Origin of the sequence: Paracoccus angustae (assembly GCF_042648745.1) — a bacterium.
In the GTDB taxonomy this organism is placed as follows: Bacteria; Pseudomonadota; Alphaproteobacteria; order Rhodobacterales; family Rhodobacteraceae; genus Paracoccus; species Paracoccus angustae.
In genome coordinates this window covers 1-7,714 of the sequence record NZ_JBHRXY010000067.1, presented here as the reverse complement: position 1 = coordinate 7,714, position 7,714 = coordinate 1, and the positions used below count along the sequence as shown (strand labels likewise).

Here is a 7,714-nt window from a genome sequence, read left to right as displayed (position 1 = left end):
GACTGATGAAAGTTTCAGCGCCTTCATTGCTCTCGCCGCAACCGTCATCCGACTCCGGTGAACGTCAACACACCCTAAGTCGTAATCCTGTCAAATCCCGCCGGTTGTTTCGATCGCCGGCAAATCCACCGCCCGAAGTTTCAAGGTGAATTCCACTATCCCGAAGGAAGATTGCCAAATCTTCCTGCCAAATTCGACCTTGATCGCGATGTGACGCTTTAACGAGTGGGGGAGAAGATGGTTTCGCTCATCAAGCACGATCTCGATTTTATCCTGAAGCAGATCAAGATTGCCGAAGCACATGCCGCTGGAACGCCGCTGGATGAAATCCGCGTGAACGCCCAGGGCAATGTCGTGGCGACCGGCGGCACCCTGGCCATCAGCAATCCGCTGGTGCCTTACGGGCTGCGCACGGTGGACGGCAGCTTCAACAACCTGGTCGAAGGGCGCGAGGAATGGGGCTCGGCCGACCAGCCGTTCCAGCGCGTCACGCTGCCCGTCTGGCGCAACGAGGGCGACGACGCCATGCCCTTCGCGGGCTACGTGCCCGGCAACAACAACGACTACGGCCAGCCCGGCACCGTGGGCGTTGTCGATGCCGATCCTCGCATCATCTCGAACCTGATCGTCGACCAGACGCTGGGCAACCCGGCGGCGGTTTATGCCGCGCTGATGCACGCCGGCGTTTCGGGGGCGGCGCTGCAAGCCGCGCAGAACCAGATCAGCACCGCCTATGCCCCCGTGAAGGAGGCCGCGGCCGCCCGCGTGGACGCCAACATCGCCGACGGCGCCGCCACCGCCGCGCGCAGCGCGGCCACGCGGGCGGGCCGGGACGGAGCCGTCAATCCCGAAACCGGCCTGCCCTTCACCGACGAGGAAAAGACCGCACTGAACGACCAGGCCGCGGCCCTGGAGGCCGAGGCGCTGGCCCGCGACACGGCGGCGGACGCGCTGGAAGCCGCCGCCCCCGCCGCCTATGACGCCGCCAAGGCGATCGCGACGGGCTTCGGCATCGAGATGGACAACAACACCGTTGTGCTGCCCAACGTCGCGCCCGACGAGGGCCTGTCGGCGCCCTACAACGGGTGGTTCACGCTGTTCGGCCAGTTCTTCGACCACGGGCTTGATCTGGTCGCCAAGGAAGGCGCGACGATCTACATCCCGATCGGCCCCGACGATCCGCTTTACAATCCCGACAGCCCCCGCACCAACTTCATGGCGGTGACCCGGACCCTGGAAAGCGCCAACAACACCACCACGCCCTGGGTCGATCAGAACCAGACCTACGGCTCGACCGCGTCCAAGCAGCTTTTCATGCGCGAATACGCGATGGTGGACGGCAAACCCGTGGCCACCGGCAGGCTGCTGGAAGGCGAGCGCGGCCTTGCCACCTGGGCCGATGTCAAGAAGCAGGCCGCCGAGATGCTGGGCATCGAGCTGACGGATGCCCATGTCGGCAACATTCCCCTGTTCGCGATGGATCCTTACGGCGAATTCATCCGCGGCCCGAACGGCCTGCCGCAGATGGTGGTGGGCTTTGGCTTGGACGGCAGGCTGGGCACCGCCGACGACGAACTGGTCGAAGGCAACCTGGCGAACCCGGTCAACCCTTCGGATGTCGGCGCCTTTCTGACCGACCACGCCTTCCTGGACGACATCGCCCACAATGCGGTGCCGGTGCTTGCCGGCGGCGTGCTTCGGGCGGACGGCGACGATGCGGTGGGCTACAAGAACGCCGACGGCACGAACGGCCCCGTCAACGAGCGCGGCCAGAACGCCGCCTATGACGACGAACTGCTGGACGCCCATTACATCACCGGCGACGGACGCGGCAACGAGAACATCGGCCTGTCCGCCGTCCATCACGTCTTTCATTCCGAACACAACCGTCTGGTCGATCAGGTCAAGGCGCTGGCGCTGGAAACCGGCAACCTCAACTTCCTGAACGAATGGCTGTCGGTGGACGTGAGCGCGCTGCCCGCCACGGATGCGGAGATCGCGGCCCTGCAATGGGACGGCGAGCGGCTGTTCCAGACCGCCCGCTTCGTCAACGAGATGCAGTACCAGCACCTTGTCTTCGAGGAGTTCGCCCGCAAGGTCCAGCCGGACGTGGACGCCTTCGTGTTCAACCCCTCGATGGACATCAATCCGGCGATCTTCGCCGAATTCGCCCATGTGGTGTACCGTTTCGGCCATTCGATGCTGAACGAGACCATCGACATCATCAAGGAGGACGGCACGCAGGCCAGCATGGACCTGTTCGACGCCTTCCTGAACCCGCTGGCCTTCGGCGACGTGAACATCAGCCACAATGTCGCGACCGGGGCCATCGTGCGCGGCATGACCGCGCAGGTCGGCAACGAGATCGACGAATTCGTCACCCATACCCTGCGCAACCAGCTTGTCGGCATCCCGCTGGACCTGGCGGCGATCAACATCGCGCGCGGCCGCGACGCGGGCATCCCCGCCCTGAACGAGGCGCGGCGGCAGTTCCAGGACATCGCCAACGGCGACACCCAGCTTGACGCCTATACCAGCTGGTCCGACTTCGCTCTGAACCTCAAGAACCCGGCCTCGATCATCAACTTCATCGCGGCCTACGGCACCCACGCCACGATCACGTCGGCCCGCACGGTCGAGGCCAAGCGCGACGCGGCCATGAAGCTGGTCTTCGGCGGCGACGGCGCGCCCGCCGACCGGCTGGACTTCCTGAATGCGAAAGGCGCCTATGCGGGGGGCAAGCTGGGCGGGCTCGAGGACGTGGATCTGTGGATCGGCGGCCTGGCCGAAAAGAAGATGGCCTTCGGCGGGATGCTGGGGTCCACCTTCTCGTTCATCTTCGAATTGCAGCTTGAAAACCTGCAAAACGCCGACCGCTTCTATTACCTGTCCCGCGTCCAGGGGCTGAACCTGCTCAACGAGCTTGAAAACAACTCGTTGGCCAAGATGGTGCTGGCCAACTCGGACCTGGGCGAAAGCGGCTACGCGGTACCGGGCGACATCTTTTCGGTGCCCGACCATGTGCTTTATACCGACATGGCGATGCAGTCGAAGTTCCACCACCAGGATCCCAGCCACGACGACATCTATCTGGAAATGCTGTCCAAGATGGTGGAACGCCGCGATGCGGACGGCAACCTGATCGACCCTGCCGACCCGGATTACCTGACTTCCGTTGCCGCCTATATCCGCGTCAACAGCAACGACCATTTCCTGATCCAGGGCACGAACGGCGCGGAAACCATTATCGCGGGCGGCGGCGACGACGCCGTCTGGGGGATGGCCGGCAACGACCGCATCGAGGCCGGATACGGCGTGGACAAGATCCATGGCGGCAAGGGCGACGACATCATCGTCAACTCGGGCACCGACATCGGCGAAGTCGATATGCTGCACGGCGAGGAAGGCAACGACGTCATGCACGGCGGTTCCGGGCTGGCGCTGGTCTTCGGCAACCAGGGCCAGGACTTCATCATGACCGGCCCCGACGGAAAAGAGGTCTTTGGCGGCACCGGCAACGACTTCATCCTGGGCGGCGAAGGCGGCGACTTCCTGCTGGGCAACGAAGGCGACGACTGGATGGAGGGCGGCAACGGCTTCGACGCCATCGCCGGCGACAATTCGGAGCTGTTCTTCAACTCGTCCATCATCGGCCATGACGTGATGTTCGCGGGCCAGAACGAACAGGATTTCGACGCCGAATCCGGCGACGACATCATGGTCCAGGGCGCCAGCGTCATGCGCAACGAAGGCATGTGGGGCTTCGACTGGGCCATCCACAAGGGCAGCGCCGCCGCGGCGGATGCCGACCTGCTGCGCCCCATCTTCACCACCGACGAACAGGACATCCTGCGCAACCGTTATGACGCGGTCGAGGCGCTGTCGGGTTGGGACAAGAACGACCTGATCAAGGGCGACAACCGCGGCGATGTCGATGGCGAAGACGCGGTCGAGGGCAACCCCGGCCTGGCCGAGGCCGAAGGCACCATGGCCCGTCACGAGCTGACCCAGGCCGGCGTGGACCGCATCGCCGGGATGCGCGCGCTTTTGGGCGATTGGGCCGAGGCCGCGACCGGCACAACCGCGCAGCGCGAGGAGGTGATCGCCTTTGACGACGGCAACATCCTGCTGGGCGGCGGCGGCAGCGACGCCATCGAGGGCCGCGGCGGCAACGACGTGATCGACGGCGACAAATGGCTGAACGTCCGCATCAGGATCGAGGCCGGAGGGCAGACCTATTCCGCCGAAAGCATGGGCGGCAAGATCTACCTGGCCAGCGACATCGTGGATGGCGTGGTCCGGGCGGGCGCCGTGGCGCAGTTCGGGGGCAAGGCGCTGAACGCGCTGATGCTGGACCGCACGCTGAACCCCGGCCAGCTGTCGATCGTCCGGGAGATCGTCAAGGACGACGGGGCGGGTGACACCGATGTCGCGGTTTACTGGGACGCGAAGGAAAACTATACCACCACGCGCAACGCGGACGGCTCGGTCAGCATCGTCCATAGCGGCTTCGACCAGGCCAACGTGCCCGACGGGGCCAACCTGGTTTCGGACGGCGAGGACAAGCTGTGGAACATCGAGCGGGTGCGCTTCTCGGACGGCGAGGTCAGCCTGGATAGCCTGCTGAACGTCACCGCCAGCGGCGGGCCGACGATCAGCGACTCCACGCCCACGGAAACGCGGGCCATCACCGCCAGCACGGCCGGGATCGTCGATCCGAACGGGCTGCCCGCCGCGGCCGGGGCCTATGCCTGGCAATGGCAGGTGTCCACCAACGGCGGAACGACCTGGACAAACATCGCGGGGGCGACGGCCGCGTCCTTCACCCCGGTCCAGGCGCAGGTGGGCCAGTTGCTGCGGGTGCAGGCGACCTTCACCGACAACGGCGGCTTCGTCGAAACCGTGGTGTCGGCCCCGACCGGCATCGTGGGCGACAGCATCGTCACCAATTCCGGCAACATCACCGGAACGGCGGGCGACGACATCCTGACCCACACCGCCTTGCTTTTCGGCACCAACAACATCCTCAACGGCGGGCTTGGCGCCGACGAGATGCGCGGCGGCCAGGGCAGCGACACCTATATCGTCGACAATGCGGGCGACCTGGTGATCGAGGGCACCGGCTTCGGCGCCCTGGGCACCGATACCGTGCAGACCTCGCTGGCGACCTATACGCTGGCCGACAATGTCGAGAACCTGACCTTTATCGGCACCACCGCGCCCGCCACGGCCTTCAACTGGACCGGCAACGCCCTGGGCAACACCATCACCGGCGGCAACGGCGCAAACATCCTGAGAGGGTTGGGCGGCAACGACGCCCTTAACGGCGGCGGCGGCAACGACACGCTGGAGGGCGGAGCGGGCAACGACGCCCTCAACGGCGGTGCCGGCACGGATACCGCGGTGCTTAGCGGACCGGCCGGAAACTATGCCTTCGCCCTTGTCGGAGGCACCATCAGGGTGACGGGGCCGGACGGCGTCGGGGTCTGGTCCTCGATCGAGCAGGTCGATTTTGGCGGCACCGCCACGACGATAAGGGCCGGGACCACGGCAAGCCAGGTTCTCAACGGTGCCAACGGGGTGGCGGATCTGGTGCTCGGCTTCGGCGGCAACGACACGCTCAACGGCCTGTCCGGCAACGACATCCTTATCGGAGAGGCCGGCAACGACACCCTTGGCGGAGGCGACGGCAACGACTTCCTCAGAAGCGGGGCCGGACGCGACAGGCTGACGGGCGGCCTGGACGCGGACAGCTTCGTCTTCGCCTCGACCGCCGAGACGGGGAACGGGACGGGGGCCACCACCGGGCGCGACGTCATCACCGATTTCGGGACCAACGTGGCAGGCGAGGTCATCGACCTTTCGATGATCGATGCCCGTTCCGGCTTCGGCAACAACGGCGATCAGGCCTTCAACTTCATCGGCGGCACAGCCTTCAACGGCGCCAATGCCAACGGCGGATTGAGGATCGTCCAGCAAGGGGGCAACACCATCGTCCAGGGCAGCACCGACAGCGACACCGCGGTCGAGTTCGAAATCGAGCTGACCGGCCTTCTCGCCCTGGCCGCCGACGACTTCATCCTGTAGCGAAACCGGCCAGGATCCATCGCGAGACCGGGCCGGGGGCGTCGCATCGCCCCCGGCCCGGCCCTTTCCTGCGGCAGGCGCGCACCGGCGGGGCGGAACCGTTGCCGAACCGCACGTCGCCCAGCCGGCCCGTTTTCGCGCAACCCGCGCGCTGTTTGATCTGACGCAAACAAGCCCCCTGCACGGCGGCTTATGGCAAGCCTTGAAACGCGCGCCCTGCTTCCTTTTCTTGCGGCTTTGCCTGGCGATCCTGCCGGCGCCGACGCTGCTGGCGGGCACGGGCGCGGGCCCTCGCGGCGGCGCCGGGGATAACGGTCGTCATTTGCAGCGGCGGCGCGATGAAGACCGTTCGGAACGGGCCGGAGGGTGCGCCGGACCACGGTTCCCGGGAATGCCGCGACGCCCCGCCTGCATCCCGCCCCCTGCGGGCAGGCTGCCGCAACCCGCCGTCCCGGCGGCCCTGGCGGACTGACGGCCAGTGGTCCATCCCCGTCCGGCCGCCCGCCGCCCTGACGGGCCAGGGGGTGGCGCTGTGTTCGCTGGCGACGATCCGGTCCGATCTGGCCGAGGGGCGGCTTGTGAGGCTGTCCGATGTTTCGGTTCTGGACGGATTCGATTATAACCTGTCGCGATCCGACCTGACGCCGCGCGACCCGGTCCGGCGCAAGGCCCGCCGCGCCTTTCTGTCCTGGATCGACGGCGGACGGGCCGCCGGATGACCTTTCGCGGCGCCCGCCGCACGACGCCCCTGTCCCGCCCGTTCTGCAAGGGCGCCATACCTGAAGGAAGCCGATGGCCGATCCCCGCCCCATCACCCTGTCCGACCACCACGTCGCCTGCATCCCCCTGGCCGAGGGGCCGCTTCACGATCCCCGCTGGCGGATGCTGGATGACGCCGATCTGGACCGCCTGGCCGAAATGCTGACGGCGGGGCGGCCGCGCCCGATCCCGGTCTTCGCTTATGGTTCGCTGATCTGGAACCCCGGCTTCGCCGTCGAGGCCCGCCGCCGCGCCCGGGCGATCGGCTGGCATCGCAGCTTCTCGATCACGCTGGACCATTTCCGCGGCTCGCCCGAACGGCCGGGGCTGATGCTGGCGCTGGCCTCGGGCGGGGAATGCGAGGGCCTGCTGCTGGACATCGCCTAGGAAACCGAGGCCCAATCGCTGCGCGACATCCTGAGGCGAGAGCTTGTGGCCCACGAGCTTGCCGCCAATGCCTGCTGGATCGCGGTCGAAACCGCCCGCGGACGCGAGGAGGCGCTGACCTTCTATGCCGATCCGGTCGGCACCCCGACGGCCCGGCTGACGGTCCGGGAACAGGCGCGGCGGCTTGCCCGCGCCGCGGGCGCCGCCGGTTCAGGAGCCGAATATCTGTTGCGCACGGTGCGCGGCCTGGCCGAACACGGCATCCACGACGACTATATCTGGACCTTGCAGCACCATGTGGCCGAGGAGATCGAGGCCGCCGCGGCAGGCACGTCCCCCTCCGCCCCCGGCACCCCCGTCTGAAGCGGTCTGCCGGAAAAAGCGGCACAAGGCGGGCGATCCTCCATGCGGTTGCTGCATGGCAGCAATCCGAAAGGATCCATTGTGCAGATGCAGCATCGGCGCCATCTTGGGGTCATCG

Annotated in this window: 2 protein-coding genes and 1 pseudogene; all 3 read left to right on the top strand. The window is 66.7% G+C overall.

Annotated features, from left to right (window positions below; genetic code table 11):
* Positions 1 to 237: 237 nt before the first annotated feature.
* The 3 genes and pseudogenes from ACFOM8_RS22050 to ACFOM8_RS22040 all read left to right on the top strand — a co-directional run bounded on the left by ACFOM8_RS22050 (position 238) and on the right by ACFOM8_RS22040 (position 7,596).
* On the top strand, positions 238 to 6,087 hold the full coding sequence (locus tag ACFOM8_RS22050; RefSeq protein WP_377764531.1) for a peroxidase family protein: 5,850 nt from the start codon (positions 238 to 240) through the stop codon (positions 6,085 to 6,087).
* A gap of 338 nt (positions 6,088 to 6,425) precedes the next feature.
* Positions 6,426 to 6,806: a hypothetical protein gene (locus tag ACFOM8_RS22045; protein WP_377764530.1), complete on the top strand. Its 381-nt coding sequence runs from the start codon at positions 6,426 to 6,428 to the stop codon at positions 6,804 to 6,806.
* 73 nt (positions 6,807 to 6,879) lie between these two features.
* Positions 6,880 to 7,596, top strand: a pseudogene (locus ACFOM8_RS22040) (gamma-glutamylcyclotransferase).
* The last annotated feature ends 118 nt before the right edge of the window (positions 7,597 to 7,714 follow it).